Source organism: Microbacterium sp. zg-Y818 (assembly GCF_030246905.1).
Lineage (GTDB): Bacteria > Actinomycetota > Actinomycetes > Actinomycetales > Microbacteriaceae > Microbacterium.
Map to the genome: position 1 here is coordinate 395,440 of NZ_CP126741.1, position 26,931 is coordinate 422,370.

Below are 26,931 nucleotides of genomic sequence, written 5' to 3' on the forward strand. Positions count from 1 at the left end.
GTGCGGTTTGACAGCAGAACAGCGGTGCAGCATCCCCACCTCGCGTGGTGACAAGTGCCAGGCGCAATTCCGCGCCACCGTGCGTCCAATGCGCTCATGACCCGTGAGACGTAAGACGCGAGAAAGAGAGTGAGCAGACAATGGCGGGACAGAAGATCCGCATTCGCCTGAAGTCGTATGACCACGAGGTCATCGACACGTCGGCACGCAAGATCGTCGACACCGTGACCCGTGCGGGCGCGACGGTCGTGGGCCCGGTGCCCCTCCCGACGGAGAAGAACGTCGTGGCCGTCATCCGGTCGCCCCACAAGTACAAGGACAGCCGCGAGCACTTCGAGATGCGCACCCACAAGCGCCTGATCGACATCATCGACCCGACGCCCAAGGCCGTCGACTCGCTGATGCGTCTCGACCTGCCGGCAGACGTCAACATCGAGATCAAGCTCTGAGGTTCGACATGGCTGACATCAACAACAAGGTTTCGAAGGGTCTCCTGGGCACCAAGCTCGGCATGACCCAGGTTTGGGACGAGAACGGCAAGCTCGTTCCCGTCACCGTGATCGAGGTCGCACCCAACGTGGTGACCCAGGTCCGCACGCCCGAGAAGGACGGCTACAAGGCCGTGCAGATCGCGTACGGGCAGATCGACCCCCGCAAGGTCAACAAGCCGCAGACGGCCCACTTCGAGGCTGCCGGCGTGACCCCCCGTCGCCACCTCACCGAGGTGCGCACCGCCGACGCTGCTGACTACTCACTCGGTCAGGAACTGACGGTGGACGGCACCTTCGAGGCCGGCCAGCTGGTCGACGTCGTCGGCACCAGCAAGGGCAAGGGCACCGCGGGTGTCATGAAGCGTCACAACTTCAAGGGCGTCTCCGCTTCGCACGGTGCGCACCGCAACCACCGCAAGCCCGGCTCGATCGGCGCATCGTCGACCCCGAGCCGCGTCTTCAAGGGCATGCGCATGGCCGGCCGTATGGGTGGCGAGCGCGTGACCGTCCTCAACCTCACGGTGCACGCCGTCGACGCCGAGAAGGGTCTGCTGCTCGTCAAGGGCGCCGTCCCCGGTGCTCGTGGCCGCATCGTCTACGTCCGCAACGCAGTGAAGGGTGCCTGATCATGGCTGACTCGACTCTCGCGCTCGACGTTCGTACGGCCGACGGCAAGAAGGCCGGCTCCGTGGAGCTGCCCGCCGCTCTGTTCGACGTCAAGACGAACATCCCGCTGATCCACCAGGTCGTCGTCGCGCAGCTCGCCGCGGCACGCCAGGGCACCCACTCGACCAAGCGTCGCGGTGAGGTCTCCGGTGCCGGCCGCAAGCCCTTCAAGCAGAAGGGCACGGGTAACGCCCGTCAGGGCTCGATCCGCGCACCCCAGATGACCGGTGGTGGCATCGTGCACGGCCCGAAGCCGCGCGACTACTCGCAGCGCACCCCCAAGAAGATGGTCGCCGCCGCCCTGCTGGGCGCACTCAGCGACCGCGCTCGCGGGCAGCGTCTGCACGTCGTCGACTCCTTCGCGATCGACGGCGCGCCCTCCACGAAGGCCGCTGCCGCGGTGCTCTCCGGGCTCACCGCCACCAAGCGGGTGCTCGTGGTCATCGACCGCACCGACGAGATCACCGTCAAGAGCGTGCGCAACCTCGCGTACGTCCACGTGCTGACTTTCGACCAGCTCAACGCCTACGACGTGCTCGTCTCCGACGACATCGTCTTCACCAAGGCCGCCTACGACGCGTTCGTCGCGTCGAAGAAGGCCAACACCGAGGAGGTCTCGGCATGACCACCGCGAACATCGCAGTGAACAAAGACCCGCGCGACATCATCCTCAAGCCGGTCGTCTCCGAGAAGAGCTACGGGCTCATCGACGAGGGCAAGTACACGTTCCTCGTGGACCCCCGTGCGTCGAAGACCGAGATCAAGCTCGCGATCGAGAAGATCTTCAACGTCAAGGTCGCCTCGGTCAACACCCTGAACCGCCCCGGCAAGGCACGTCGCACCCGCTTCGGGATGGGCAAGCGCAAGGACACCAAGCGCGCCATCGTGACGCTCAAGTCGGGCACCATCGACATCTTCACGGCAGTCGGCTGACGGTCGGGACAGAGGACTAGAGAACATGGCTATTCGCAAGTACAAGCCCACGACCCCGGGTCGCCGCGGCTCGTCGGTGGCCGACTTCGCCGAGATCACCCGATCGACGCCTGAGAAGTCGCTCCTCCGCCCGCTCTCCAAGACCGGTGGTCGCAACAACCAGGGCCGCATCACCACCCGCCACATCGGCGGTGGCCACAAGCGCCAGTACCGCGTCATCGACTTCCGTCGCAATGACAAGGACGGCGTCAACGCCAAGGTCGCTCACATCGAGTACGACCCCAACCGCACCGCACGCATCGCGCTGCTGCACTACTTCGACGGCGAGAAGCGTTACATCCTCGCGCCGAACAAGCTGGCGCAGGGCGACATCGTCGAGTCGGGTGCCGGCGCTGACATCAAGCCGGGCAACAACCTGCCGCTGCGCAACATCCCCACCGGTACCGTCATCCACGCCATCGAGCTCCGCCCCGGCGGCGGCGCGAAGATGGCGCGTTCGGCGGGCACCTCGGTGCGTCTCGTCGCCAAGGACGGCCCCTACGCGCAGCTGCGTCTGCCCTCGGGTGAGATCCGCAACGTCGACGCACGCTGCCGCGCCACGATCGGCGAGGTCGGCAACGCCGAGCAGTCGAACATCAACTGGGGCAAGGCCGGCCGTAACCGCTGGAAGGGCATCCGCCCGACCGTCCGCGGTGTCGCGATGAACCCTGTCGACCACCCGCACGGTGGTGGTGAGGGTAAGACCTCCGGTGGTCGTCACCCCGTTTCTCCTTGGGGCCAGGCTGAGGGTCGCACCCGCCACGCCAACAAGGAAAGCGACAAGTACATCGTCCGCCGTCGCAACGCCGGCAAGAAGCGCAAGTAGGAGTAGAGGAAGATGCCTCGTAGCCTCAAGAAGGGCCCCTTCGTCGACGAGCACTTGCTTCGCAAGGTCGTCTCGCAGAACGAAGCCGGTTCCAAGAACGTCATCAAGACCTGGTCGCGCCGTTCGATGATCATCCCGGCAATGCTGGGTCACACCATCGCCGTGCACGACGGTCGCAAGCACATCCCCGTGTTCGTGACCGAGACCATGGTCGGCCACAAACTGGGCGAGTTCGCGCCCACCCGCACCTTCCGCGGCCACGTGAAGGACGACAAGAAGGGCCGCCGCCGCTGACGCGGTGGCGCAGAGAGGAGAGAGAGATGGTGGATTCCATCGCCCGCGTGCGACACATCCGCGTGACCCCTCAGAAGGCTCGTCGTGTCGTCGCTCTCATCAAGGGCAAGCAGGCTCAGGAGGCCCTGGCCATCCTGAAGTTCGCGCCGCAGAGTGCGTCCGAGCCGATCTACAAGCTCGTCGCTTCCGCGATGGCGAACGCCCGCGTCGCTGCCGACAAGAACGGCGAGTACCTGGATGACCAGGACCTGTACGTGAAGAACGCGTACGTCGACGAGGGTTCGACGCTCAAGCGTTTCCGCCCCCGTGCTCAGGGCCGCGCCTTCCAGATCAAGAAGCGCACCAGCCACATCACGGTGCAGCTGGCGACCCCCGAGGTCCAGGATGCTGCCCCCGCCACGACCAGCAAGAAGGCGAGCAAGTAATGGGACAGAAAGTTCACCCGTACGGCTTCCGCCTCGGCATCACCACCGACCACGTGTCGCGGTGGTTCTCCGACTCGACCAAGCCGGGCCAGCGCTACGCCGACTACGTCGCCGAGGACATCAAGATCCGCAAGCTCCTGCAGACGCAGCTCGACCGCGCCGGCGTGAGCAACATCGAGATCGAGCGCACCCGTGACCGTGTCCGCGTGGACATCCACACGGCCCGCCCGGGCATCGTGATCGGTCGCCGCGGCGCCGAGGCAGAGCGCATCCGCTCCGACCTCGAGAAGCTCACCGGCAAGCAGATCCAGCTGAACATCCTCGAGGTGAAGAACCCCGAGGCCGACGCTCAGCTGGTCGCGCAGGGCATCGCCGAGCAGCTCTCCGCACGTGTGGCCTTCCGCCGCGCGATGCGCAAGGGCCTGCAGGGCGCCCAGCGTGCCGGTGCCAAGGGCATCCGCATCCAGGTCTCGGGCCGCCTCGGCGGCGCCGAGATGAGCCGTTCGGAGTTCTACCGTGAAGGCCGTGTGCCCCTGCACACCCTGCGCGCGAACATCGACTACGGCTTCTACGAGGCGAAGACCACCTTCGGTCGCATCGGCGTGAAGGTCTGGATCTACAAGGGCGACCTGACCAACAAGGAGCTCGCTCGCGAGCAGGCCAACGCCCCGAAGACATCTCGTGGCCGTGACGACCGTGGTGGCGACCGTCGCCGTGGTCCGCGCAACGACGCACCCGTCGCAGAAGGAGCATCGGCGTAATGCTTATCCCCCGCAAGGTCAAGTACCGCAAGCAGCATCACCCCGGCCGTTCAGGCCAGGCCACCGGCGGCACGAAGGTCTCCTTCGGCGAGTACGGTATCCAGGCCCTGACGCCGGCCTACGTGACGAACCGTCAGATCGAGTCCGCTCGTATCGCGATGACCCGTCACATCAAGCGTGGCGGAAAGGTGTGGATCAACATCTACCCCGACCGTCCGCTGACCAAGAAGCCGGCCGAAACCCGCATGGGTTCCGGTAAGGGCTCGCCCGAGTGGTGGGTCGCAAACGTGAAGCCGGGTCGCGTCCTGTTCGAGGTCGCCGGCGTCAACGAGCAGCTTGCTCGCGAGGCACTCACCCGTGCCATCCACAAGCTGCCCCTGAAGGCACGCATCATCAAGCGCGAGGAGGGCGACGCGTAATGGCCGTCGGTACCAAGACGCTCGCTCCCAGCGAGCTCGACACATTCGAAGACCAGCGCCTCGTCGAGGAGCTCCGTAAGGCCAAGGAAGAGCTGTTCAACCTGCGCTTCCAGTCGGCCACGGGCCAGCTCGACAGCCACGGCCGCATCCGTGCGGTCAAGCGCGACATCGCGCGGCTGTACACCGTGATCCGCGAGCGCGAGCTCGGCATTCGTGCCACGCCCGCACCCGTCGAGACCGCGACGAAGGCGAAGAAGACGAAGGCCAAGAAGGCGGATGCCGCTGACGAGGCCGTGAAGGAAGAGGCCGAGTAATGGCTGAGACCACCGAGAAGAAGGCTGCCGCCTCGACCGCTCCGGTCGAGGCCAAGGGCCACGAGTCGTCGGCGCGCGATGTGCGCGACGAGAGCGCCCGCGGGTACCGCAAGTCCCGCCGCGGCTACGTCGTCAGCGACAAGATGGACAAGACCATCGTCGTCGAGGTCGAGGACCGCGTGAAGCACCCGCTGTACGGCAAGGTCATCCGCCGCACGTCGAAGGTCAAGGCCCACGACGAGGGCAACACCGCCGGCATCGGCGACCTCGTGCTCATCAACGAGACCCGCCCGCTGAGCGCCACCAAGCGCTGGCGCCTGGTCGAGATCCTCGAGAAGGCCAAGTAAGGCTTCGGCCTTCTTGGAATCCAAGGAGTAACAAGTGATTCAGAACGAATCCCGACTCAAGGTCGCCGACAACACCGGCGCCAAGGAGCTGCTCACGATCCGTGTGCTCGGCGGCTCCGCGCGCCGGTACGCCGGCGTGGGCGACATCATCGTCGCAACGGTGAAGGATGCCATCCCCGGCGGAAACGTCAAGAAGGGTGATGTCGTCAAGGCCGTCATCGTGCGCACCGTCAAGTCGACCCGTCGTCCCGACGGCTCGTACATCAAGTTCGACGAGAACGCCGCCGTGATCCTGAAGAACGACGGGGAGCCCCGCGGCACCCGCATCTTCGGTCCCGTCGGTCGTGAGCTTCGCGACAAGAAGTTCATGAAGATCGTCTCCCTCGCCCCGGAGGTCATTTGATCATGGCGAAAATCAAGAAGGGCGACCTGGTTCAGGTCATCTCGGGCGCCAAGCCCGAGCGCGGCGGAGACCGTGGCAAGCAGGGCAAGGTCCTCGAGGTCCTTGTCGAGCGCAACCGCGTCATCGTCGAAGGCGTGAACTACGTCACCAAGCACACCCGTGTGGGCCAGACCCAGCGCGGCACCAAGACGGGTGGCCTCGAGACGTTCGAAGCCCCCATCCACATCTCGAACGTCGCCCTGGTCGACCCCGAGACGAAGAAGCCGACCCGTATCGGCAGCCGCGTCGAGGAGCAGACCAAGAACGGCGTCAAGCGCACGGTCCGCGTGCGCTACGCGAAGAAGTCAGGCAAGGACCTCTGAGAATGAGCACTGCACCTGCCGTGGAGGCTGGCAAGATCCAGCCCCGCCTGAAGCAGAAGTACAAGAACGAGATCCAGAAGGCTCTGCAGGAGGAGTTCGGCTACTCGAACGTCATGCAGATCCCCGGGATCGTCAAGGTCGTCGTCAACACCGGTGTCGGTGAGGCTGCGCGTGACAGCAAGGTGATCGATGGTGCGGTCGACGACCTCACCAAGATCACCGGCCAGAAGCCGGTCGTCACCAAGGCCCGCAAGTCCATCGCGCAGTTCAAGCTGCGCGAGGGTCAGGCCATCGGCGCGCACGTCACCCTCCGCGGTGACCGCGCGTGGGAGTTCCTGGACCGCCTCGTGAACCTCGCGCTGCCCCGCATCCGCGACTTCCGTGGCCTCTCGCCGAAGCAGTTCGACGGGCACGGCAACTACACGTTCGGCCTGCAGGAGCAGGCGGTCTTCCACGAGATCAACCAGGACAAGATCGATCGCGTTCGCGGCTTCGACATCACTGTCGTCACCACTGCGAAGACGGACGAGGAGGGCCGCTCGCTGCTGCGTCAGCTCGGCTTCCCCTTCCGCGCCGACGACGCTCAGGCGTAATCGGATAAGCTTGGGCGTTTGGTCTCGGACCCTGCGGTCCGGGACCAAACGCCCGTACAACTGAACACCGCCCGTCATCGAAGGTCGGCTGTCGCGTAACGGCATCCGAAACCTCGTGAACAAAGGAACAAACTCATGACAATGACAGACCCGGTCGCAGACATGCTGACCCGTCTGCGCAACGCGAACTCGGCGCACCACGAAACCGTGTCCATGCCGAGCTCCAAGCTCAAGACTCACATCGCCGAGATCCTCCAGCAGGAGGGCTACATCGCCGGCTGGGAGGTCACCGACGCGCGCGTTGGGCAGACCATCACGCTGACGCTCAAGTACGGCCCCAACCGCGAGCGGTCGATCGCCGGCATCAAGCGCGTGTCGAAGCCGGGTCTGCGCGTGTACGCACGCTCGACCGAGATCCCCACGGTGCTCGGCGGCCTCGGCGTCGCAATTCTGTCCACTTCCTCTGGCCTCCTCACGGACCGCCAGGCCGAGTCGAAGGGCGTCGGCGGGGAAGTCCTCGCCTACGTGTGGTGATCTGAATGTCCCGCATCGGTCGTCTTCCCATCGACATCCCCGCCGGCGTGACCGTCGAGGTCTCCGGACAGGATGTCTCCGTCAAGGGCCCGAAGGGCGAGCTCAAGCTCACCGTCTCGCGCCCCATCGAGATCGCGGTGCAGGAGAACCAGGTTCTGGTCTCCCGCCCCGACGACGAGCGCGAGTCGCGGTCGCTTCACGGCCTGACCCGCACGCTCATCAACAACAACATCATCGGCGTCACCCAGGGCTACACCAAGGGCCTTGAGGTCGTCGGCACCGGTTACCGCGTCGCTCAGAAGGGCAGCTCGGTCGAGTTCGCCCTCGGCTTCTCGCACCCCGTGCTCGTCGACCCGCCGGCCGGCATCACGTTCACGGTGGAGGGCAACAACAAGCTCACCGTGAGCGGCATCGACAAGCAGGCCGTCGGTGAGGCTGCCGCCAACATCCGCAAGATCCGCAAGCCTGAGCCGTACAAGGGCAAGGGTGTGCGCTACGCCGGCGAGGTCGTTCGGCGCAAGGCCGGAAAGGCTGGTAAGTAACCATGGCTGTGACTTCCAAGTCCGTCGCACGCGCGCGTCGTCACGCGCGTCTGCGCAAGAAGGTCGTCGGCACCGAGGCGCGTCCGCGTCTGGTGGTCACCCGTTCGGCGCGTCACGTCTTCGTCCAGCTGGTCGACGACAGCAAGGGTCACACCCTCGCGTCGGCTTCGACCCTCGAGACCGACCTGCGCGGCTTCGACGGTGACAAGACCGCCAAGGCCCGCAAGGTCGGCGAGCTCGTCGCCGAGCGCGCGAAGGCAGCCGGCGTCGTCGACGTCGTGTTCGACCGTGGTGGCAACCGCTACGCGGGTCGTGTCGCCGCGATCGCCGACGGCGCCCGCGAGGGAGGCCTGAACCTGTGAGCGAGAACAAGGAGAACGAAGTGACCGAAACCGCTCCGGCTGCGGCCGCGGCCGCGCCCGAGACGGCAGCGGCGGAGCGCGAGCCCCGCCGCGGTGGTCGCGAGCGCAGCCAGACCCGCGACCGCAACTCGCGCGACCGCAACGACAGCCAGTTCCTTGAGCGCGTCGTCACGATCAACCGCGTGTCGAAGGTCGTCAAGGGTGGCCGCCGCTTCAGCTTCACCGCCCTCGTGGTGGTCGGCGACGGCAACGGTCTGGTGGGCGTCGGCTACGGCAAGGCCCGCGAGGTGCCCCTGGCCATCTCGAAGGGTGTCGAAGAGGCCAAGCGCAACTTCTTCCGCGTGCCCCGCGTCGGCTCGACCATCCCGCACCCCGTGCAGGGTGAGGCCGCTGCCGGTGTCGTGCTGCTGCGTCCGGCTGCCGCCGGTACCGGTGTCATCGCCGGTGGTCCGGTGCGTGCCGTGCTCGAGTGCGCCGGCATCCACGACGTGCTGTCGAAGTCGCTGGGCTCGTCGAACACGATCAACATCGTGCACGCGACGGTCGCGGCTCTGAAGAGCCTCGAGGAGCCCCGTGCGGTCGCCGCCCGTCGTGGTCTCGACTACGACGCGGTCGTTCCGGCGATCATCATCCGCAACGAGGCCAAGGCCGCTGCGGCGAAGAAGGTAGGTGCCTGATGGCTGCCCGTCTGAAGGTGACGCAGGTCAAGTCCAAGGTGAGCGAGAAGCAGAACCAGCGTGACACGCTGCGCAGCCTCGGTCTCAAGCGGATCGGCGACTCGGTCGTCCGTCCCGACGACGCGCAGACGCGCGGCTACGTCAAGACCGTCGCCCACCTCGTCAAGGTTGAGGAGATCGACTAATGGCTGAGAAGGCCGAGAAGAAGGGCGCCGCCAAGGCTGCGTCCACCAAGGATGCCGCGGCATCGCGCCCCGGCGTGCTGAAGGTCCACCACCTGCGTCCGGTCCCCGGTTCCAACACGGCGAAGACCCGTGTCGGTCGTGGTGAGGGCTCGAAGGGTAAGACCTCGGGTCGTGGCACCAAGGGCACGAAGGCCCGCTACAGCGTGAAGGTCGGCTTCGAGGGCGGTCAGATGCCGCTGCACATGCGTACTCCGAAGCTGCGCGGGTTCAAGAACCCGTTCCGCGTCGAGTACCAGGTGGTCAACCTCGACAAGCTCGCCGAGCTGTACCCGCAGGGTGGCGACGTCACCGTGGGCGACCTGGTCGCCAAGGGCGCCGTGCGCAAGAACGAGAAGGTCAAGGTGCTCGGCACCGGAGACATCTCCGTGGCGCTGAACGTCTCCGTCGACAAGGTCTCCGGCTCCGCGGAGCAGAAGATCGTCGCAGCAGGCGGCACCATCAAGTAATCACGCCACAGGGGCCGGAGCGATGCTCCGGCCCCTGTGCCGTACTCTGGTTGACGGCGTGCCTCGCAGCCGCCGCCGATCTCACTGGAGGAATCCGACTTGTTCAGCGCCATCGCGCGGGTCTTCCGCACACCCGACCTGAGGCGGAAGATCGGCTTCACGCTCGGGATCATCGCCGTGTATCGCCTCGGTGCCCACGTGCCGACGCCGTTCGTGGACTTCCCGAACGTGCAGTCCTGCCTCGCGCAGTCAGGCGGCACCGAGGGCCTGCTCTCGCTTGTGAACCTCTTCTCCGGAGGCGCGCTGCTGCAGCTGTCGATCTTCGCGCTGGGCGTGATGCCGTACATCACGGCCACGATCATCGTGCAGCTTCTGCGCGTGGTGATCCCGCACTTCGAGACGCTCTACAAAGAGGGCCAGGCCGGCCAGAGCAAGCTGACGCAGTACACCCGCTATCTGACGATCGCCCTCGCGCTGCTGCAGTCGACCACGCTCATCACGGTCGCCCGCAGCGGTCAGCTGTTCGGCATCACCGGCATCGCGGAGTGCGAGCAGGTGCTCACCAACGACGCGTGGTGGGCGCAGCTGCTGATGATCATCACGATGACCGCCGGCACCGGCCTCATCATGTGGTTCGCCGAGCTCGTCACCGAGCGCGGCGTCGGCAACGGCATGTCGCTGCTCATCTTCACCTCGATCGCCGCCACGTTCCCCTCGGCCATGTGGTCGATCTGGCAGGCCCGCGGCTTCGAGATCTTCCTGCTGGTGCTGGCCGTCGGCATCCTGACCGTCGCCCTCGTCGTCTTCGTCGAGCAGTCGCAGAGGCGCATCCCGGTGCAGTACGCCAAGCGCATGGTGGGACGCCGCACCTACGGCGGCACCAACACCTACATCCCGATCAAGGTCAACATGGCCGGCGTCGTGCCCGTCATCTTCGCCTCGTCGCTGCTGTACATCCCCTCCCTCATCGCGCAGTTCAACCAGACGCCCGATGCCGAGGGCAACGTGCCCGGCTGGGTGGCGTGGATCCAGCAGTACTTCACCACCGGCGACCACCCGCTGTACATGGCGGTGTACTTCCTGCTCATCGTCGGCTTCACGTACTTCTACGTCGCCATCACGTTCAACCCGGTCGACGTCGCCGACAACATGAAGAAGTACGGCGGGTTCATCCCCGGCATCCGTGCCGGGCGTCCCACCGCCGAGTACCTCGACTACGTGCTCACCCGCATCACGCTGCCGGGCTCGATCTACCTGGGCCTCATCGCCCTCATCCCGCTTATCGCCCTCGCCACGGTCGGCGCCAACCAGAACTTCCCGTTCGGCGGCGCGTCGATCCTGATCATCGTCGGTGTGGGTCTCGAGACGGTCAAGCAGATCGACGCCCAGCTGCAGCAGCGCCACTACGAAGGGCTTCTCCGATGACCACGCCCCGTCTTCTCATCGTCGGACCGCAGGGCTCGGGCAAGGGCACGCAGGGCGTGCGCATCGCCCAGTCGCTGGGCATCCCCGTCATCTCCACCGGCGACGTGTTCCGCGCGAACGTCAAGGCGGGCACCGAGCTCGGCAAGCAGGTGCAGGCCATCATCGAGGCCGGCAACCTCGTGCCCGACGAGCTGACCAGCGCCATCGTGCGCGACCGGCTCGCGCAGGACGACGCCGCGGGCGGGTTCCTGCTCGACGGATACCCCCGCAACCTCGGCCAGGTGGCAGACCTCGACGCGTTCCTGTCGGGCCGCGACGAGGAGCTCACCGGCGTCATCGAGCTCTCCGTCCCCCGCGAAGAGAGCATCTCGCGGCTCACGCTGCGCGCTGCCGAGCAGGGCCGCACCGACGACACCGAAGACGTCATCGCCCACCGCCTGTCGATCTACGAGCGCGAGACCGCGCCCATCCTCGACGTGTACCGCGAGCGCGGCATCGTCGACACGATCGACGGCGTGGGCACGCTGGACGAGATCACCGAGCGGATCCGCGTGGCGCTGGCCGCGCGCGATCTCGTCGGCGCCTGACCGACGTGCTGCGCCGCTCCATCTACAAGACCCCCGCACAGCTGCGGGCCATGGTCGAACCCGGCCGCATCACCGCCGCGGCCCTCGAGGCCGTCCGCGAGCTGGTCGCCCCCGGTGTGACGACGCTCGAGCTGGATGCCGCCGCAAGCGCCGTCATCCGCGCGCGCGGAGCCGAGTCGAACTTCCAGCTGGTGCGCGGCTACCGCCACACCGTCTGCACGTCGGTGAACGAGCAGGTGGTGCACGGCATCCCGAGCGACCGCGTGCTCGAGCCCGGCGACATCGTCTCGATCGACGCGGGCGCACAGTATCAGGGCTGGAACGGCGACTCGGCGATCACCGTCGTCGTGCCCGATCCGTCGCGGCCGCAACTGGTGGCCGAGCGCGAGCGTCTGTCCGAGGTCACTCGCGGGTCGCTGTGGGCGGGCATCGCCGCGCTGGCGCACGCGAAGCACATCGGCGAGATCGGCGATGCGGTGCAGGGCTACATCGAGCAGTCCGGCGAGGACTACGGCATCCTGCGCGATTACGTCGGCCACGGCATCGGCCGCAAGATGCACGAGGCGCCGTCGGTGTTCAACTACCGCGTCGCCGACCGCGGCGCCGAGGTCAAGCCGGGACTGTGTCTCGCGATCGAGCCGATGGTGGTCGCCGGCAGCGAGGAGACCTTCGTCGAGGACGACGACTGGACCGTCTCGACCGTCGACGGCTCAGCCGGCTCACACTGGGAACATAGCGTCGCCGTGCATCATGGAGGCATCTGGGTGCTCACTGCGCCCGATGGAGGAGCCGCGGGTCTGGCGCCGTTCGGCGTTGTCCCGCGCGAGATCGGATAGGGGCAGCTCGTGGCAGCGGCAGGGAACAAGACCAACTGGTTCGCGATCTGGGTGAGTGTGGCGGTCGTCGTCGTGCTCGTCGGCGTCGGCGGTCTGGTGTGGTGGATGAACAGCGCCGCCACGTCGCCAGGCACGGCGCCCGAGTCCTCTGCGGTCGACTCCGAGACCGGCGCGATCATCGTGGGCGACGGTCCCGACGAGGTCGAGGTCTGGGCCGACTTCTACTGCCCCCACTGCCAGGACTTCGAGGACCTGTACGGTCCCACCATTTCGGAGCTCGTCGACTCCGGCGACATCACGCTGCGGCTGCAGCCGGTGGCGCTGCCGAGCCTGAACGCGGCATCCGGCACGGAGTTCTCGGCCCGCTCGGCCAGCGCGATGTACTGCGTGGCCGAAGAGGCCGGCGGCGAGGCCGCGTATGACTTCATGACCTCGGTGTTCGCGCTGCACCCGACCGGCGAGGGGCTCACCAACGAGAAGCTCACGCAGCTGGCCGAGGATGCCGGTGCCCCCGATGCCGGGGAGTGCATCGCCGATCAGACGCACGCGAAGTTCGCAGAGTCGCAGGTGCAGAACCTTCCCGCCAACGACCAGGGCCAGGCCGGCACGCCGAGCCTGCTGGTCAACGGCGAGTACGTCACGATCACCGGCGACGTCGCCGCCGACATCACCGACCGCCTGGGCTGAGCCGCGCTTTCGCTGCCGCGCCCGCGGCCCCGGACCCGCGAGACCGCTGCGGCCGAGAAACCACTTCTCGGATGAGGCATCACGCACTGCGTGGTTTCCCGTCCGAGAAGTGGTTTCTCGTTGCGGGAAGCGACCGCGGATGGTGCCGCAGCGTGGACAGCAGCGCCCGCTGCGGGGCGCGGAGGTGGGCAATGCCGGCGCGATGCAGTCTCTCGTCGAGCGGTGTCACCCGCATCGCGGCGGCCCAATCCCACCGGGTGAACGCCCGCACCTGCCGGCGCAGGCGGTCTTCGCGGCGCTTCTCGTCGACCACACGCGCCACGACATCGGTGCCGGTGTACTTGCCGTAGCCGTCGGACTCCCCGATGACGCTCGCCCGGCGCCAGAAGAAGTCCGCGCGGTCGCGCACGCCCTCCGCGATGAACTCGACCTGGGTCTCGGGCTCCGCGTATCCGAGCCAGATCGCGGTGGCGCGGCTGACGGTCTCGCCCGCCGACTCCGCGCGCGGATCGATCATCGGCAGGAGCAGCGCGAACCGGGCGCTCCCGCGGCCCCGCGGCTGCGCGCGGGCGACCTCGCGCAGGAGCTCGATGGATGCCGCATCGGTGCGGCTGGGGGAGACTGCGGCATCCGCGACGGCGAGACCGAACGCCGGGGGCAGCACGCGCATGAGGTCCACCGCGGTGGTGGCGAGCGATGTGAGCAGCACTCCGCCGCGCGCGACCAGCGCCTTCTGTTCGCCACTCGTGTGCACGCACACGTCGCCGAATCGGCGCGAACTGGCGCGATCCGGGTCGTACACATGAATGTCGCGTGGCTCGCCGAAGATCGGCAGGCCCAGCGCGACCGCCGCGGACTCGAACGCCAGAACGGCGTCCGGATGCCGAAGGTGGAACGCGTGCACGCGGGCGGCATAGCGCTCCCACGACCGGAGCCGATCCCACTCCTCGCGGATCGCGTACACCCCCGGCCGCACGCGGACGTGAGCAGCCCCGTCGCGAACGCGCAGCCCCGCCTCGAGCGCGTGCGCCTGCACCACGAACGAGAGGGGCGAGAGCGGCGCGCTCAGGGGTGGCATACCGCCCAGCCTCGGTGGTCCAGGCGTCCTCGTGGTGATGCGGGCCCCCAACCGGGGACAGTCTGGCGGCTTCGCGGATTGGGGAGGGGCCGTTCGCGGGGCGTGGCCGGTGGCATCCACCCGTGCGAAACCACGATCTGGATGGGAAACGCCGCAATGCGTGGTTTCCCATCCGAGGAGTGGTTTCTGGCGGGCGCTGCGCCCGTCACGCGCGCGGGAGCGACACGCCCGAGTTGCCGCATGCGGCAGTACCACGTATGCTTGACGTTTGGTGCGTTGCGCCCGCTTTGGCGTGTCGCCGTACCGAATCCCCATCCACCGCAGACCGACCGGTCCGCACTACTGTAAGCGAGCGTATGGCGAAGAAAGACGGTGTCATCGAGATCGAGGGTGTGATCTCCGAGGCTCTCCCGAACGCGATGTTCCGCGTGGAGCTGAGCAACGGACACAAGGTGCTCGCAACGATCTCGGGCAAGATGCGACAGAACTACATCCGCATCATCCCCGAGGACCGCGTTGTCGTCGAGCTCAGCCCGTACGACCTCACGCGCGGTCGCATCGTCTACCGCTACCGCTAGACCGGTCGAGAAGTAACGCCCCGGGGCATGCTGCCCTGCCCGGCGAAGACAGCGAACAGGAAAATCATGAAGGTCAACCCCTCCGTCAAGCCCATCTGCGACCACTGCAAGGTCATCCGCCGCCACGGTCGCGTCATGGTCATCTGCAAGTCCAACCCGCGCCACAAGCAGCGCCAGGGTTGACGCGGGGGATGCCACGGCATCCCACCCCACAGACGTACAACTGAACAACACACACGGCAGGATCAGAACCTCGCAAGAGGGGACACCTCGGGGCGGAGGCCCGGGCACCGATCCTGCTCCACACCTCCACTCACTCCTAGGAGAGCCGCATGGCACGTCTTGCCGGCGTCGACATCCCGCGCGATAAGCGCGTGGTCATCGCCCTGACCTACATCTACGGCGTTGGCCGTACCCGTTCGCTCGAGATCCTCGAGGCGACCGACATCAGCGGAGACATCCGCGTCAAGGACCTCACTGACGACCAGCTCGTCACGCTCCGCGACTACATCGAGGGCAACTACAAGGTGGAGGGTGACCTTCGCCGCGAGGTGGCCGCCGACATCCGCCGCAAGGTGGAGATCGGATCCTACGAGGGCCTGCGCCACCGCCGCGGCCTGCCGGTGCGCGGCCAGCGCACCAAGACCAACGCTCGTACCCGCAAGGGTCCCAAGCGCACGGTCGCCGGCAAGAAGAAGGCGCGCTAGGCCTCCGCCGGCGCCCCAGGATTTAGGGAGAACGCAGAAACATGGCACAGGCCAAGAGCGCCGCGCGCAAGCCGCGTCGCAAGGAGAAGAAGAACATCGCGCTGGGTCACGCCCACATCAAGTCGACGTTCAACAACACCATCGTCTCGATCACGGACCCGTCCGGCGCTGTCATCAGCTGGGCCTCGTCCGGTGGCGTGGGCTTCAAGGGCTCGCGCAAGTCGACCCCCTATGCCGCAGGCATGGCGGCGGAGTCGGCTGCGCGCCAGGCTCAGGAGCACGGCGTCAAGAAGGTCGACGTCTTCGTGAAGGGTCCGGGTTCGGGCCGCGAGACCGCGATCCGCTCGCTGACGGCCGCCGGCCTCGAGGTGGGGTCCATCCAGGACGTCACCCCGCAGGCGCACAACGGCTGCCGTCCGCCGAAGCGCCGTCGCGTCTGATCCACGACCGACTCCGGAGCGGGACCCGCAGGTGCGCGGTCCCGCTCCGACCCCGTGGCACGCACGCTTCCCGGATGCCGCGACGCGCGGCATCCGACGACAACTCAACACCTCACCACACACACGTGTCATATAGCGGTCACGTGATTGAAAGGAACACATCGTGCTCATCGCACAGCGTCCCACTTTGACCGAGGAGAAGATCGGCGAGTTCCGCAGCCGGTTCATCATCGAGCCGCTGGAGCCCGGGTTCGGATACACGATCGGCAACGCGCTGCGCCGCAGCCTGCTGTCGTCGATTCCCGGCGCGGCCGTCACCAGCATCCGTATCGACGGCGTGCTGCACGAGTTCAGCACGATCCCCGGTGTCCGGGAGGATGTCACCGAGATCATCCTCAACATCAAGCAGCTGGTCGTCTCGAGCGAGCGCGATGAGCCCATCACCGCGTACCTGCGCAAGACGGGTGCCGGCGAGGTCACCGCGGCGGACATCTCCGCTCCGGCCGGTGTCGAGGTGCACAACCCCGAGCTGGTCATCGCGACCCTCAACGACACCGCCAAGTTCGAGCTGGAGCTGACGATCGAGCGTGGCCGCGGCTACGTCTCGGCCACGCAGAACCGCAACGAGTACGCCGAGGCCGGGGTCGTCCCGATCGACTCGATCTACTCGCCGGTGCTCAAGGTCAGCTACCGCGTCGACGCCACGCGTGCCGGTGAGCGCACCGACTTCGACAAGCTGGTGCTCGACGTCGAGACGAAGGCCTCGATGTCGCCGCGCGACGCCGTCGCCTCGGCCGGTCGCACCCTGACCGAGCTGTTCGGCCTCGCCCGCGAGCTGAACGTCGAGGCCGAGGGCATCGAGATCGGCCCCGCGCCGGTCGAGACCGTGCTCTCGAACGAGCTGTCGATGCCCATCGAGGACCTCGACCTCTCGGTGCGCTCGTACAACTGCCTGAAGCGTGAAGGCATCAACACGGTTTCGGAGCTCGTCGCGCTGTCGGAGACGCAGCTGATGAACATCCGCAACTTCGGTCAGAAGTCGGTCGACGAGGTGCGCGACAAGCTCGTCTCGCTCGGCCTGTCGCTGAAGGACTCGGTCCCCGGGTTCGACGGCGCGCACTTCTACGGCGGATACGACGACGAGAACATCTGATTAGCGGATGCCGCGGCTCAGCGTGACGCCGGGGCGCGGCATCCGAACCCTTCTTCTTTCCTACTGGAGTAACTGACATGCCCAAGCCCACCAAGGGTCCCCGCCTCGGAGGCGGCCCCGCCCACGAGCGTCTGCTTCTTGCGAACCTCGCCGCAGCGCTGTACACCCACGGCTCGATCACGACCACGGTGACCAAGGCCAAGCGCCTGCGTCCGCTGGCCGAGCGCCTCATCACGTTCGCCAAGCGCGGCGACCTGCACGCCCGTCGCCGGGTGCTCTCGGTCATCGGTGACAAGACCGTCGTGCACACGCTCTTCACCGAGATCGCGCCTCAGGTCGCCGAGCGCGAGGGTGGCTACACCCGCATCACGAAGATCGGCAACCGCAAGGGCGACAACGCCCCCATGGCCGTCATCGAACTGGTGCTCGAGCCCGTGAACCCGAAGCCGAAGTCGGCGAAGAAGTCCGCTGCTGCTGCTCCGGCTGCTGCTCCGGCCGCCGAGGCCGAGGCTCCCGCCGAGGCTGACGAGACCGCTGCCGAGGCCGGCGCCGAGTCGCCCGAGGAAGGCGCTGCCGCTGAGGCCGCCGCCGAGGACGCTGTCGAGGAGCCCGCGAAGTCGGAGTGATCGCGTAGGCCGGTTCGCGCCGGCCGTGCACGTCGAGGCCCGCCCCTGGTTCGCCAGGAGCGGGCCTCGCGGCGTGTGCGGGGCGGTTGTGGCCGGCGGCGCGTCGCAACTCCTCAAACCGGGGCCGCGCGCCGCCGGACGGGCCCGGTTCGGCCGTTCGGGTGCGGTTCTCGAGGAGTTAGCGCACACGCGCCGGTGAGAAACCGGCGATGTCACCCGCCACGAGCAGCACGGCCCCCGCGGCGCCCGGCGTCACCAGATCGCGAGGCGCACGATCGCGCCGACGACGCAGGCCCACAGCAGGCTGGCGAGGGTGCCGACGATGAAGCGCTCGCGCGCGGCGGGCGTCGCCAGCTCCGAGAATCGGCCGATGCCCTTGAGGGCGACGACGACCGCGATCGCCTCGGGGAAGCCGGCGATGATGCCGAGCACGACCCCCAGCCGCTCGAGGTAGCCGATCGTGGTGCCGCCCCGCAGGATCTCCTGCATCGCGCCCGGGTCATCCCCGGCATCCGGTCGTGCCGAGACGAGGATGCCGCCGGCGATGCCTTCCCGCACGGTGCCGTGCGTGGCTATCGCGAGCACCCGCCGCACGGCCGGGTCGCCGCCGAGCACGGCCAGCACGACCGCCGGCAGCGCGACGACGAGCCCGAAGAGCCCCGGTATGTTCCACGGGATGACCGTGACGACCAGCAGGCACAGCACGACGATGCCGGCGGCGATCGCCAGGGTCGTGTTCTTCGGCCGGCGGAGGTTCACGACCACCAGGGCCAGGGCCGCGCCGAGCGCGACGAACAGGAAGATCGACACGAACGCGGCGAGGAGCGTTTCGGGGAACAGGACCGGCATGGCGCACAGTCTCGCACGCACCTCCCGCACGCCCGCGAGAATCGCCTCTTGCCCCGACGTGTCGGTGTGGCCATTCTCTGACCATGGCGAAAATGGAGCATTTCGAGATCCCCGCAGACGACATCGGCCGCGCGCAGGCGTTCTACCGGGAGGTGCTCGGGTTCGAGTACGAACCGTGGGGCGACGACATGGGCGTGCTGCGACAGCCCGAAGGCGAGGGCGTCAACGGCGACCTGCATCAGCGCGGCACCGCCCCGCATCCGACCGTGGTCTTCACCGTCGACCGCATCGAGGACACCGTGGCTCTCGCGGTGGCCCGCGGCGGCGAGCTGCTGGGGGCGATCCAACCGCTCGACGAGACGTCGCGGTGGGCGTACATCCGCGACAGCGAGGGAAACCTGATCGGCCTGTACGACGAAGTGTCGGCGGCCTGACCGGCCCCGCTGACCGGCCCGGCCCGCCGCCCCGGCGCTGGTAGCCTGAAGCGCGTGTCCACCGAAGCCTTGACCGTCGCAGAACCCGCCATCGACCCCTCGTTCGAGAACGTGTGGGACGAGCTGGTCTGGCGCGGCCTCGTGCACGTGTCCACCGATCAGCAGGCGCTGCGCGAGCTCCTCGGCGGCGACCCGATCACGTACTACTGCGGATTCGACCCGACCGCTCCGAGCCTGCACCTGGGCAACCTCGTGCAGCTGCTGCTGCTGCGCCGCATCCAGCTGGCCGGGCACCGCCCGCTCGGACTCGTCGGCGGCTCCACGGGGCTGATCGGAGACCCGCGGCCCTCGGCGGAGCGCACCCTGAACACCCCCGAGGTCGTCGCCGAGTGGGTGACGCGCCTGCGCGGCCAGGTCGAGCGGTTCCTGAGCTTCGAAGGCGACAACGCCGCGCGCATCGTCAACAACCTCGACTGGACGGCGCCGCTGAGCGCCATCGACTTCCTCCGCGAGGTCGGCAAGCACTACCGCGTCGGCACGATGCTCAAGAAGGACGCGGTCGCGGCGCGGCTGAACTCGGATGCCGGCATCAGCTACACGGAGTTCAGCTACCAGATCCTGCAGGGCATGGACTACCTCGAGCTCTACCGCCAGTACGGCTGCGTGCTGCAGACCGGCGGCAGCGACCAGTGGGGCAACCTCACGAGCGGCACGGATCTCATCCACCGCGTCGAGGGCGTCTCGGTGCACGCGATCGGCACGCCGCTGATCACCAACAGCGACGGCACCAAGTTCGGCAAGAGCGAGGGCAACGCCATCTGGCTCGACCCCGAGATGTGCAGTCCGTACCGGATGTACCAGTTCTGGCTGAACACCGAAGACGCCGACGTGGTGACGCGCCTCAAGATCTTCACGTTCCTCACCCGCGACCAGATCGCCGAGTACGAGCGACTCGTGGCCGAGGAGCCGTTCCGCCGGGCTGCGCAGAAGCGGCTCGCGCTCGAGGTGACGACCCTGGTGCACGGGCCGGAGGCGACCGCGGCGGTCGTCGCGGCATCCGAGGCGCTGTTCGGCAAGGGCGACCTGACGGCGCTGGATGCCGCAACCCTGCGCTCCGCCCTTGAGGAGCTGCCGAACGCCCAGGTCACGGCCCAAACGACGGTCGCGCAGGCGCTCGTCGACACCGGGCTCACCACGAGCCTGTCCGAAGCGCGCCGGGCGGTCGCGCAGGGCGGGGTGACCCTCGACGGCATCCGTGTCGAAGACGACTCGGCGCCGGTGACCGGCGGTCTGCCCGGCGGGGTGTCGGTACTGCGGCGCGGCAAGAAGACGCTCGCGGGGCTCTTCGTCTCACCGACTGCGGACTGACCGCGACGGCGACGGGCTGGTCGAGGGATGCCGTTCACTCCGAGCCATGCCCTCGTCGCGTTGCCGTTCCTGCGCACGCCGCTCGTTCCGGCGGCCATCGCCGTCGGGGCGATGACGCCTGACCTGCCGCTGTTCGTGCGGGGGACGCCGCTGACCTATGCAGTGACGCACTCCCGAGTGGGATTGCTCGTGACGGTGGCGGTGGCGCTGCTGCTGCTTCTGGTGTGGCGCTGCGTGCTGCGTCCGGCGGTACGCGAACTGTCGCCGCGGTGGCTGGCGGTGCGGTTGCCGCAGGAGTGGGACACGCCCTTCGGCCCCGCTGCGCGGAGCACGCTCGGTCTGTCGGGGGAGGGGCCCAGGCGCTGGGCGACGCCCGTGATCCTGGCCCTCTCACTTCTGCTGGGCGTGCTCAGCCACATCGCGTGGGACGAGCTGACCCATGCAGACCGCTGGGGCGTCGTGCTCTTCCCGGTGCTCGACGAGAGGTGGGGCCCCCTCGTGGGCTACAAGTGGCTGCAGCACGGCTCGAGCGTGGTGGGCATGATCGTGCTCGCCGTCTGCGCGACGCTGTGGCTGCGTCGTCGCTCGGTCGTCCCCATCGGTCCCGCTGTCGCCCCCGCCTGGGTGCGGTGGACATGGTGGCTCTCGCTGCCGACGACGCTGGTCGCGGCGTGGGGGATCGGGCTCGCCGTCTACGGTCCGCTCACCCCCGGTTTCGGTGTGGAGCATCTGGCCTATCGCATGCTGCCGCCGGCATGCGGAGTGTGGGGGGCGGTGACGATCGCCGTCGCCGTGGGCGTGCAGGTCGCGCGCGCACGCCGCGCACGGGTTGCGGGGGTCGCCGGCGGCGCGTCGACCCCGCCGACATCCGCGTGATTACGGGCGACACGCCCGGGAGACAGGCCCGATTTGCCCGACCCCCGGATCCCACGTATTGTTTTCTCTGTTGGCCCCAAAGGGGAAAGCGAAGAGGCCGGAAGGCCCCGCTCCTCTCATGCAGTCAACATCCCCCACACTGGTTCACCTCGCAGAGGCTGTGCTAGTATGGGACTCCGGTTCGAAGGAACCAGGTCAGGGACCACTGCTCGGCGAAAGCCGGCGAAGCGCCGATCTGGCACTGCGAACCACACAACAAACGATCACACGCCCTTCGGGTACGGCTCAACAGGCCTGACCGGAGGAGCATCCGATCCTTGAGAACTCAACAGCGTGCACTTGTCAAATGCCAAATAACCTCGTCCCGGTTTTTACCGGGTGAGATTCCTTTGGATCAAAGTCCGATTCCCTTTGGGGGGTCGGCAACGGATAAGTCAGTAATGACATCCATTTGGTCAGTTCAAACTCGCTGTACACGACCTTATTCCGGTTGTGTCGGCACATTTCTTTTACGGAGAGTTTGATCCTGGCTCAGGATGAACGCTGGCGGCGTGCTTAACACATGCAAGTCGAACGGTGAACCAGGAGCTTGCTCTTGGGGATCAGTGGCGAACGGGTGAGTAACACGTGAGCAACCTGCCCCGGACTCTGGGATAAGCGCTGGAAACGGCGTCTAATACTGGATATGAGCTGCGACCGCATGGTCAGCAGCTGGAAAGATTTTTCGGTCTGGGATGGGCTCGCGGCCTATCAGCTTGTTGGTGAGGTAATGGCTCACCAAGGCGTCGACGGGTAGCCGGCCTGAGAGGGTGACCGGCCACACTGGGACTGAGACACGGCCCAGACTCCTACGGGAGGCAGCAGTGGGGAATATTGCACAATGGGCGAAAGCCTGATGCAGCAACGCCGCGTGAGGGACGACGGCCTTCGGGTTGTAAACCTCTTTTAGCAGGGAAGAAGCGAAAGTGACGGTACCTGCAGAAAAAGCGCCGGCTAACTACGTGCCAGCAGCCGCGGTAATACGTAGGGCGCAAGCGTTATCCGGAATTATTGGGCGTAAAGAGCTCGTAGGCGGTTTGTCGCGTCTGCTGTGAAATCCCGAGGCTCAACCTCGGGCCTGCAGTGGGTACGGGCAGACTAGAGTGCGGTAGGGGAGATTGGAATTCCTGGTGTAGCGGTGGAATGCGCAGATATCAGGAGGAACACCGATGGCGAAGGCAGATCTCTGGGCCGTAACTGACGCTGAGGAGCGAAAGGGTGGGGAGCAAACAGGCTTAGATACCCTGGTAGTCCACCCCGTAAACGTTGGGAACTAGTTGTGGGGTCCATTCCACGGATTCCGTGACGCAGCTAACGCATTAAGTTCCCCGCCTGGGGAGTACGGCCGCAAGGCTAAAACTCAAAGGAATTGACGGGGACCCGCACAAGCGGCGGAGCATGCGGATTAATTCGATGCAACGCGAAGAACCTTACCAAGGCTTGACATATACGAGAACGGGCCAGAAATGGTCAACTCTTTGGACACTCGTAAACAGGTGGTGCATGGTTGTCGTCAGCTCGTGTCGTGAGATGTTGGGTTAAGTCCCGCAACGAGCGCAACCCTCGTTCTATGTTGCCAGCACGTAATGGTGGGAACTCATGGGATACTGCCGGGGTCAACTCGGAGGAAGGTGGGGATGACGTCAAATCATCATGCCCCTTATGTCTTGGGCTTCACGCATGCTACAATGGCCGGTACAAAGGGCTGCAATACCGTAAGGTGGAGCGAATCCCAAAAAGCCGGTCCCAGTTCGGATTGAGGTCTGCAACTCGACCTCATGAAGTCGGAGTCGCTAGTAATCGCAGATCAGCAACGCTGCGGTGAATACGTTCCCGGGTCTTGTACACACCGCCCGTCAAGTCATGAAAGTCGGTAACACCTGAAGCCGGTGGCCCAACCCTTGTGGAGGGAGCCGTCGAAGGTGGGATCGGTAATTAGGACTAAGTCGTAACAAGGTAGCCGTACCGGAAGGTGCGGCTGGATCACCTCCTTTCTAAGGAGCATCTGGCACCCTTTGGGGTGTCCAGGCGCCGGATCGAGACATACGTTCTCGCCGGTAGCTCATGGGTGGAACATTTGACTTGGTGTCGGAGGGTTGCCTTCGGATTTAGTACGCCGCTTGCGGCTGGAACGGTCTGGTGGTTGCTGCCGGCACATGCACGCTGTTGGGTCCTGAGGGACCGGATGCGCACTGACCTTTACTGGTTGGGTGCCTGACGGTAACTCTGGACCTGCTTTTGTTTGTCGGCTTGCCGGCAGGCGGGGGTGGGTACCGCCCGTACTTTGAGAACTACACAGTGGACGCGAGCATCTTCGAGATGATCCTTCGGGATTGTTTCGATCGATGATCTTAAAGATCATTAGTCAATTTCTGATCCAGGCTCTTGCAGCCTGGGTTGCGAGTTTTGATTCAAACTCATGTGATTTTCAAGTCTTTAAGAGCAAACGGTGAATGCCTTGGCATCTGGAGCCGAAGAAGGACGTAGCAATCTGCGATAAGCCTCGGGGAGTGGATAAGCACACTTTGATCCGAGGATTTCCGAATGGGGAAACCCCGCTGGGCGGCGTGCCGACCCAGTGACTCCCGCCTGAATATATAGGGCGGGTAGAGGGAACGTGGGGAAGTGAAACATCTCAGTACCCACAGGAAGAGAAAGCAACCGCGATTCCGTTAGTAGTGGCGAGCGAAACCGGAACAGGCTAAACCGAGTACGTGTGATATCCGGCAGGAGTTGCGTATTCGGGGTTGTGGGACTTTTCAGACAGTTCTGCCGAATTGTCGGCGTTACAAGAAGGTATAGACGAACAGGATTGAAAGCCTGGTCATAGAGGGTGCGAACCCCGTAGTCGAAATGCCTCTCTTGACGCGAAGAGTATCCCAAGTAGCACGGGGCCCGAGAAATCCCGTGTGAATCTGTCAGGACCACCTGATAAGCCTAAATACTCCCAGATGACCGATAGCGGACAAGTACCGTGAGGGAAAGGTGAAAAGTACCCCGGGAGGGGAGTGAAATAGTACCTGAAACCGTTTGCTTACAAACCGTTGGAGCCTCCTTAGTAGGGGTGACAGCGTGCCTTTTGAAGAATGAGCCTGCGAGTTAGCGATATGTGGCGAGGTTAACCCGTGAGGGGTAGCCGTAGCGAAAGCGAGTCTGAATAGGGCGATTCAGTCGCATGTCCTAGACCCGAAGCGAAGTGATCTATCCATGGCCAGGTTGAAGCGACGGTAAGACGTCGTGGAGGACCGAACCCACTTAGGTTGAAAACTGAGGGGATGAGCTGTGGATAGGGGTGAAAGGCCAATCAAACTTCGTGATAGCTGGTTCTCTCCGAAATGCATTTAGGTGCAGCGTTGCGTGTTTCTTGCCGGAGGTAGAGCTACTGGATGGCCGATGGGCCCTAAAAGGTTACTGACGTCAGCCAAACTCCGAATGCCGGTAAGTGAGAGCGCAGCAGTGAGACTGTGGGGGATAAGCTTCATAGTCGAGAGGGAAACAACCCAGACCACCATCTAAGGTCCCAAAGCGCGTGCTAAGTGGGAAAGGATGTGGAGTTGCTTAGACAACCAGGAGGTTGGCTTAGAAGCAGCCACCCTTGAAAGAGTGCGTAATAGCTCACTGGTCAAGTGATTCCGCGCCGACAATGTAACGGGGCTCAAGCACGCCACCGAAGTTGTGGCATTGATATTATTGGTAGGCCTTCGTGGTCCAGCCGTATTGATGGGTAGGAGAGCGTCGTGTGGCCAGCGAAGCGGCGGTGTGAACCAGCCGTGGAGGCTACACGAGTGAGAATGCAGGCATGAGTAGCGAAAGACGTGTGAGAAACACGTCCTCCGAAAGACCAAGGGTTCCAGGGTCAAGCTAATCTTCCCTGGGTAAGTCGGGACCTAAGGCGAGGCCGACAGGCGTAGTCGATGGACAACGGGTTGATATTCCCGTACCGGCGAAGAACCGCCCAAGCTAATCCAGTGGTGCTAAGTGCCCGAATTCCTCTGATTCGATCCCTTCGGGGTGAGAACGTTGGAGCTAGCGCACGACCCCATGCTGGTGCGGTTAGCGTATTAACAGGTGTGACGCAGGAAGGTAGCCCAACCCGGGCGATGGTTGTCCCGGGGCAAGTGCGTAGGCCGAGTGATAGGCAAATCCGTCACTCATTAAGGCTGAGACACGATGCGGATAAAAAGTGGGTGATCCTATGCTGCCAAGAAAAGCATCGACGCGAGGTTCTAGCCGCCCGTACCCCAAACCGACTCAGGTGGTCAGGTAGAGAATACCAAGGAGATCGAGAGAATCGTGGTTAAGGAACTCGGCAAAATGCCCCCGTAACTTCGGGAGAAGGGGGGCCTTCGACGTATTAGGACTTGCTCCGAAAGCGTTTGGAGGCCGCAGAGACTAGTGGGTAGCGACTGTTTACTAAAAACACAGGTCCGTGCCAAGTCGCAAGACGATGTATACGGACTGACGCCTGCCCGGTGCTGGAAGGTTAAGAGGACCGGTTAGCCGCAAGGCGAAGCTGAGAATTTAAGCCCCAGTAAACGGCGGTGGTAACTATAACCATCCTAAGGTAGCGAAATTCCTTGTCGGGTAAGTTCCGACCTGCACGAATGGCGTAACGACTTCCCAACTGTCTCAACCGCGAACTCGGCGAAATTGCACTACGAGTAAAGATGCTCGTTACGCGCAGCAGGACGGAAAGACCCCGTGACCTTTACTACAGCTTGGTATTGGTGTTCGGTGTGGCTTGTGTAGGATAGGTGGGAGACTTTGAAGCATGGACGCCAGTTCGTGTGGAGTCATTGTTGAAATACCACTCTGGTCACTCTGGATATCTAACTTCGAACCGTAATCCGGTTCAGGGACAGTGCCTGGTGGGTAGTTTAACTGGGGCGGTTGCCTCCCAAAAAGTAACGGAGGCGCCCAAAGGTTCCCTCAACCTGGTTGGCAATCAGGTGGCGAGTGTAAGTGCACAAGGGAGCTTGACTGTGAGACTGACAGGTCGAGCAGGGACGAAAGTCGGGACTAGTGATCCGGCAGTGGCTTGTGGAAGCGCTGTCGCTCAACGGATAAAAGGTACCTCGGGGATAACAGGCTGATCTTGCCCAAGAGTCCATATCGACGGCATGGTTTGGCACCTCGATGTCGGCTCGTCGCATCCTGGGGCTGGAGTAGGTCCCAAGGGTTGGGCTGTTCGCCCATTAAAGCGGTACGCGAGCTGGGTTTAGAACGTCGTGAGACAGTTCGGTCCCTATCCGCTGCGCGCGTAGGAAGTTTGAGAGGATCTGACCCTAGTACGAGAGGACCGGGTTGGACGAACCTCTGGTGTGCCAGTTGTTCCGCCAGGAGCACCGCTGGTTAGCTACGTTCGGGATGGATAACCGCTGAAAGCATCTAAGCGGGAAGCCGGCCTCAAGATGAGACTTCCATGCCTTCGGGCGAGAGGCTCCCAGCTAGACTACTGGGTTGATAGGCCAGATGTGGAAGTGCAGCAATGCATGCAGCTGACTGGTACTAATAAGCCGATGACTTGATAACACACCCGTTTGAGGTGCTACGCGTCCACTGAGTGGTT

At 65.1% G+C, this 26,931-nt stretch carries 35 protein-coding genes and 2 rRNA genes; 35 read left to right on the forward strand and 2 right to left on the reverse strand.

All coding sequences use genetic code 11. The features are described from left to right. The first annotated feature begins 140 nt into the window (after positions 1-140). From rpsJ to QNO21_RS01795, 24 genes are all read left to right on the forward strand, one after another. Positions 141-449 carry a 30S ribosomal protein S10 gene (gene rpsJ, locus QNO21_RS01680; protein ID WP_022895514.1) on the forward strand — a complete coding sequence of 103 codons (309 nt, stop codon included), beginning with the start codon at positions 141-143 and terminating at the stop codon, positions 447-449. 8 nt (positions 450-457) lie between these two features. Beyond that, positions 458-1,117 carry a 50S ribosomal protein L3 gene (rplC, locus tag QNO21_RS01685; RefSeq protein WP_257495796.1) on the forward strand — a complete coding sequence of 220 codons (660 nt, stop codon included), beginning with the start codon at positions 458-460 and terminating at the stop codon, positions 1,115-1,117. Between the two features lie 2 nt (positions 1,118-1,119). Next, entirely contained in the window at positions 1,120-1,782 is a 663-nt protein-coding gene (rplD, locus tag QNO21_RS01690) for a 50S ribosomal protein L4 (RefSeq protein WP_257495797.1), read from the forward strand. Beyond that, entirely contained in the window at positions 1,779-2,090 is a 312-nt protein-coding gene (gene rplW, locus QNO21_RS01695; RefSeq protein ID WP_257495798.1) for a 50S ribosomal protein L23, read from the forward strand. The genes rplD and rplW overlap by 4 nt, the downstream gene beginning before the upstream one ends. A 25-nt stretch (positions 2,091-2,115) precedes the next feature. Beyond that, complete coding sequence (gene rplB / locus QNO21_RS01700; RefSeq protein ID WP_257495799.1) at positions 2,116-2,955, forward strand: 50S ribosomal protein L2; 840 nt, start codon at positions 2,116-2,118, stop codon at positions 2,953-2,955. Between the two features lie 12 nt (positions 2,956-2,967). After that, positions 2,968-3,249, forward strand: a complete 282-nt coding sequence (rpsS, locus tag QNO21_RS01705) for a 30S ribosomal protein S19 (RefSeq protein WP_135063327.1) — start codon at positions 2,968-2,970, stop codon at positions 3,247-3,249. Between the two features lie 26 nt (positions 3,250-3,275). Then, positions 3,276-3,674 (forward strand): 50S ribosomal protein L22, encoded by a 399-nt coding sequence (gene rplV / locus QNO21_RS01710; RefSeq protein WP_257495800.1) that lies wholly within the window; start codon positions 3,276-3,278, stop codon positions 3,672-3,674. Continuing rightward, positions 3,674-4,435, forward strand: a complete 762-nt coding sequence (gene rpsC / locus QNO21_RS01715; RefSeq protein ID WP_257516088.1) for a 30S ribosomal protein S3 — start codon at positions 3,674-3,676, stop codon at positions 4,433-4,435. Before rplV ends, rpsC begins: the two co-directional genes overlap by 1 nt. After that, positions 4,435-4,854, forward strand: a complete 420-nt coding sequence (gene rplP, locus QNO21_RS01720; RefSeq protein ID WP_257516089.1) for a 50S ribosomal protein L16 — start codon at positions 4,435-4,437, stop codon at positions 4,852-4,854. The genes rpsC and rplP overlap by 1 nt, the downstream gene beginning before the upstream one ends. Next, complete coding sequence (gene rpmC, locus QNO21_RS01725) at positions 4,854-5,168, forward strand: 50S ribosomal protein L29 (RefSeq protein ID WP_257495802.1); 315 nt, start codon at positions 4,854-4,856, stop codon at positions 5,166-5,168. The genes rplP and rpmC overlap by 1 nt, the downstream gene beginning before the upstream one ends. Beyond that, positions 5,168-5,515 carry a 30S ribosomal protein S17 gene (gene rpsQ / locus QNO21_RS01730; RefSeq protein ID WP_285178408.1) on the forward strand — a complete coding sequence of 116 codons (348 nt, stop codon included), beginning with the start codon at positions 5,168-5,170 and terminating at the stop codon, positions 5,513-5,515. The genes rpmC and rpsQ overlap by 1 nt, the downstream gene beginning before the upstream one ends. Before the next feature lie 34 nt (positions 5,516-5,549). Continuing rightward, the gene (gene rplN, locus QNO21_RS01735) at positions 5,550-5,918 is read left to right on the forward strand and encodes a 50S ribosomal protein L14 (protein ID WP_191719471.1); all 369 of its coding nucleotides are present in this window, start codon (positions 5,550-5,552) and stop codon (positions 5,916-5,918) included. 2 nt (positions 5,919-5,920) lie between these two features. Beyond that, positions 5,921-6,280, forward strand: coding sequence for a 50S ribosomal protein L24 (gene rplX, locus QNO21_RS01740; protein ID WP_257516090.1), 360 nt, complete (start codon positions 5,921-5,923; stop codon positions 6,278-6,280). Positions 6,281-6,282: 2 nt separating this feature from the next. Beyond that, positions 6,283-6,873 carry a 50S ribosomal protein L5 gene (gene rplE / locus QNO21_RS01745; RefSeq protein WP_257516091.1) on the forward strand — a complete coding sequence of 197 codons (591 nt, stop codon included), beginning with the start codon at positions 6,283-6,285 and terminating at the stop codon, positions 6,871-6,873. Between the two features lie 135 nt (positions 6,874-7,008). Next, positions 7,009-7,407, forward strand: coding sequence for a 30S ribosomal protein S8 (gene rpsH, locus QNO21_RS01750; RefSeq protein ID WP_257517549.1), 399 nt, complete (start codon positions 7,009-7,011; stop codon positions 7,405-7,407). 5 nt (positions 7,408-7,412) lie between these two features. Next, on the forward strand, positions 7,413-7,949 hold the full coding sequence (gene rplF / locus QNO21_RS01755) for a 50S ribosomal protein L6 (RefSeq protein ID WP_257516092.1): 537 nt from the start codon (positions 7,413-7,415) through the stop codon (positions 7,947-7,949). A 2-nt stretch (positions 7,950-7,951) separates the two neighbouring features. Beyond that, positions 7,952-8,311 carry a 50S ribosomal protein L18 gene (gene rplR, locus QNO21_RS01760; protein WP_257516093.1) on the forward strand — a complete coding sequence of 120 codons (360 nt, stop codon included), beginning with the start codon at positions 7,952-7,954 and terminating at the stop codon, positions 8,309-8,311. Then, positions 8,308-8,988 carry a 30S ribosomal protein S5 gene (gene rpsE, locus QNO21_RS01765; protein ID WP_374113662.1) on the forward strand — a complete coding sequence of 227 codons (681 nt, stop codon included), beginning with the start codon at positions 8,308-8,310 and terminating at the stop codon, positions 8,986-8,988. Before rplR ends, rpsE begins: the two co-directional genes overlap by 4 nt. Beyond that, the gene (rpmD, locus tag QNO21_RS01770) at positions 8,988-9,173 is read left to right on the forward strand and encodes a 50S ribosomal protein L30 (RefSeq protein WP_023954062.1); all 186 of its coding nucleotides are present in this window, start codon (positions 8,988-8,990) and stop codon (positions 9,171-9,173) included. The genes rpsE and rpmD overlap by 1 nt, the downstream gene beginning before the upstream one ends. Beyond that, a complete protein-coding gene (gene rplO / locus QNO21_RS01775) occupies positions 9,173-9,679 on the forward strand; it encodes a 50S ribosomal protein L15 (protein WP_257516094.1) in 507 nt (168 codons plus the stop codon). Before rpmD ends, rplO begins: the two co-directional genes overlap by 1 nt. A gap of 99 nt (positions 9,680-9,778) precedes the next feature. Next, positions 9,779-11,104, forward strand: a complete 1,326-nt coding sequence (gene secY, locus QNO21_RS01780) for a preprotein translocase subunit SecY (protein WP_257519938.1) — start codon at positions 9,779-9,781, stop codon at positions 11,102-11,104. Next, a complete protein-coding gene (locus QNO21_RS01785) occupies positions 11,101-11,691 on the forward strand; it encodes an adenylate kinase (RefSeq protein WP_257516488.1) in 591 nt (196 codons plus the stop codon). The genes secY and QNO21_RS01785 overlap by 4 nt, the downstream gene beginning before the upstream one ends. 5 nt (positions 11,692-11,696) lie before the next feature. Next, the gene (gene map, locus QNO21_RS01790) at positions 11,697-12,527 is read left to right on the forward strand and encodes a type I methionyl aminopeptidase (RefSeq protein WP_257516487.1); all 831 of its coding nucleotides are present in this window, start codon (positions 11,697-11,699) and stop codon (positions 12,525-12,527) included. Between the two features lie 9 nt (positions 12,528-12,536). Further along, positions 12,537-13,214 carry a DsbA family protein gene (locus QNO21_RS01795; protein ID WP_257516486.1) on the forward strand — a complete coding sequence of 226 codons (678 nt, stop codon included), beginning with the start codon at positions 12,537-12,539 and terminating at the stop codon, positions 13,212-13,214. Positions 13,215-13,293: 79 nt separating this feature from the next. Here QNO21_RS01795 and QNO21_RS01800 read toward each other — a convergent pair whose 3' ends face one another. Beyond that, on the reverse strand, positions 13,294-14,292 hold the full coding sequence (locus QNO21_RS01800) for a hypothetical protein (protein WP_257519939.1): 999 nt from the start codon (positions 14,290-14,292) through the stop codon (positions 13,294-13,296). A 356-nt stretch (positions 14,293-14,648) separates the two neighbouring features. Between QNO21_RS01800 and infA the strand changes: the two genes are divergently transcribed. From infA to rplQ, 6 genes are all read left to right on the forward strand, one after another. Continuing rightward, positions 14,649-14,870: a translation initiation factor IF-1 gene (infA, locus tag QNO21_RS01805; protein ID WP_017201569.1), complete on the forward strand. Its 222-nt coding sequence runs from the start codon at positions 14,649-14,651 to the stop codon at positions 14,868-14,870. Positions 14,871-14,936: 66 nt separating this feature from the next. Next, complete coding sequence (rpmJ, locus tag QNO21_RS01810) at positions 14,937-15,053, forward strand: 50S ribosomal protein L36 (RefSeq protein WP_005050492.1); 117 nt, start codon at positions 14,937-14,939, stop codon at positions 15,051-15,053. Positions 15,054-15,202: 149 nt separating this feature from the next. Beyond that, positions 15,203-15,577: a 30S ribosomal protein S13 gene (rpsM, locus tag QNO21_RS01815; protein WP_257517044.1), complete on the forward strand. Its 375-nt coding sequence runs from the start codon at positions 15,203-15,205 to the stop codon at positions 15,575-15,577. 41 nt (positions 15,578-15,618) lie between these two features. Beyond that, the gene (rpsK, locus tag QNO21_RS01820) at positions 15,619-16,017 is read left to right on the forward strand and encodes a 30S ribosomal protein S11 (protein WP_023954078.1); all 399 of its coding nucleotides are present in this window, start codon (positions 15,619-15,621) and stop codon (positions 16,015-16,017) included. 163 nt (positions 16,018-16,180) lie between these two features. Further along, positions 16,181-17,170 (forward strand): DNA-directed RNA polymerase subunit alpha, encoded by a 990-nt coding sequence (locus QNO21_RS01825; RefSeq protein WP_257517043.1) that lies wholly within the window; start codon positions 16,181-16,183, stop codon positions 17,168-17,170. A gap of 77 nt (positions 17,171-17,247) precedes the next feature. After that, complete coding sequence (rplQ, locus tag QNO21_RS01830; RefSeq protein WP_257519940.1) at positions 17,248-17,796, forward strand: 50S ribosomal protein L17; 549 nt, start codon at positions 17,248-17,250, stop codon at positions 17,794-17,796. A 252-nt stretch (positions 17,797-18,048) separates the two neighbouring features. On the opposite strand, the gene QNO21_RS01835 is transcribed toward rplQ, so the two are convergent. Next, entirely contained in the window at positions 18,049-18,645 is a 597-nt protein-coding gene (locus tag QNO21_RS01835) for a hypothetical protein (protein WP_257519941.1), read from the reverse strand. Positions 18,646-18,728: 83 nt separating this feature from the next. Here QNO21_RS01835 and QNO21_RS01840 point away from each other — a divergent pair, with 83 nt between their 5' ends. From QNO21_RS01840 to QNO21_RS01860, 5 genes are all read left to right on the forward strand, one after another. Continuing rightward, positions 18,729-19,079 carry a VOC family protein gene (locus QNO21_RS01840; protein ID WP_257516817.1) on the forward strand — a complete coding sequence of 117 codons (351 nt, stop codon included), beginning with the start codon at positions 18,729-18,731 and terminating at the stop codon, positions 19,077-19,079. A 54-nt stretch (positions 19,080-19,133) separates the two neighbouring features. After that, positions 19,134-20,447 (forward strand): tyrosine--tRNA ligase, encoded by a 1,314-nt coding sequence (gene tyrS / locus QNO21_RS01845; protein WP_257519942.1) that lies wholly within the window; start codon positions 19,134-19,136, stop codon positions 20,445-20,447. A 27-nt stretch (positions 20,448-20,474) separates the two neighbouring features. Beyond that, positions 20,475-21,323: a DUF4184 family protein gene (locus QNO21_RS01850; protein WP_257519943.1), complete on the forward strand. Its 849-nt coding sequence runs from the start codon at positions 20,475-20,477 to the stop codon at positions 21,321-21,323. 508 nt (positions 21,324-21,831) lie between these two features. Continuing rightward, positions 21,832-23,356 (forward strand): 16S ribosomal RNA (locus QNO21_RS01855). A gap of 432 nt (positions 23,357-23,788) precedes the next feature. Beyond that, positions 23,789-26,894 (forward strand): 23S ribosomal RNA (locus QNO21_RS01860). Together the 16S and 23S rRNA genes form the textbook arrangement of a ribosomal RNA operon. Positions 26,895-26,931: the final 37 nt, after the last annotated feature.